Here is a 1,491-nt window from a genome sequence, read left to right as displayed (position 1 = left end):
CCGGGGGCGGCGAGAAGCGGGTGGCGAGCCAGCATGCGAAAGGCAAGCTGACGGCGCGGGAACGCATCGATCTGCTGCTGGACGAAGACTCGTTCGAGGAGTTCGACATGTTCGTCGAGCACCGGGGGACCGAGTTCGGCATGGCCGAGCAGAAGGTGCCCGGCGACGGGGTGGTGACTGGCTGGGGAACGATCAACGGCAAGGTCGTCTACGTCTTCTCCAAGGACTTCACGGTGTTTGGCGGCAGCCTGTCGGGCGCCCACGCGGCCAAGATCGTCAAGGTCCAGCGCCAGGCGATGAAGGCCGGCGCGCCGATCATCGGCCTGTTCGACGCGGGCGGGGCGCGCATCCAGGAGGGCGTCGACAGCCTGGCCGGCTATGCCGACATCTTCCTGGAAAACACCCTGGCCTCGGGCGTCATCCCGCAGATCAGCGTGATCATGGGGCCCTGCGCCGGCGGCGACGTCTATTCGCCGGCCATGACCGACTTCATCTTCATGGTGAAGGACACCAGCTACATGTTCGTCACCGGTCCGGACGTGGTCAAGACCGTCACCAACGAGGTGGTCACCGCCGAGGAACTGGGCGGGGCCCGCGTGCATGCGGCCAAGTCGGGGGTGGCCGAAGGCGCTTTCGAGAACGACCTGGAAGCCCTGACCCAGGTGCGCCGCCTGATCGACTTCCTGCCCTCGTCCAACCGCGAGAAGGCTCCGATCCGGCAGAGCTTCGACGACCCGCACCGGGCCGAGCCCAGCCTCGACAGCCTGGTCCCCACCGATCCGGGCAAGCCCTACGACATGAAGGAGCTGATCCTGAAGATCGTCGACGAGGCCGACTTCTTCGAGATCAGCAGCGAGTGGGCCAGGAACATCGTCTGCGGCTTCGCGCGCATGGACGGCCAGACCGTCGGCATCGTCGCCAACCAGCCGCAGGTGCTGGCGGGCGTGCTCGACATCGACAGCTCCCGCAAGGCCGCCCGCTTCGTGCGCTTCTGCGACGCCTTCGAGATCCCGATCGTCACCCTGGTCGACGTCCCAGGCTTCATGCCGGGCACCAAGCAGGAGTACGGCGGGCTGATCAAGCACGGCGCCAAGCTCTTGTTCGCCTATGCCGAGGCCACCGTGCCCAAGGTCACCCTGATCACCCGCAAGGCCTATGGCGGGGCCTATGACGTGATGAGCTCCAAGCACCTGCGCGGCGACTTCAACTACGCCTGGCCCACCGCCGAGATCGCGGTGATGGGGGCCAAGGGGGCGGTGGAGATCATCTTCCGCCAGGAGGCCAAGGATCCGCAGGCGCTGGCCGCCCGCGAGGCCGAATACAAGGACCGCTTCGCCAACCCCTTCGTGGCCGCCAGCCGCGGCTATGTCGACGACGTCATCATGCCCCACGGCACCCGCAAGCGCATCGTCCGGGCCCTGCACTCGCTGAAGGGCAAGGTCCTCACCAACCCCGCCAAGAAGCACGACAACATTCCGCTTTGACGATGCT

1 protein-coding gene is annotated in these 1,491 nt (G+C 66.5%); it reads left to right on the top strand.

All coding sequences use genetic code 11. From position 1 onward, the window contains the following. Nucleotides 1-1,484 (top strand): acyl-CoA carboxylase subunit beta (locus V6S85_RS26480; RefSeq protein ID WP_334350806.1); only part of this gene is annotated, 1,484 nt, incomplete at its 5' end. Between the last annotated feature and the right edge of the window lie 7 nt (nt 1,485-1,491).

It is taken from the genome of Caulobacter sp. CCNWLW153 (assembly GCF_036889365.1).
Classification (GTDB): Bacteria; Pseudomonadota; Alphaproteobacteria; order Caulobacterales; family Caulobacteraceae; genus Caulobacter; species Caulobacter radicis.
The sequence above is the reverse complement of the archived record's forward strand: the minus strand, read 5'-3'. Positions and strand labels throughout refer to the sequence as shown.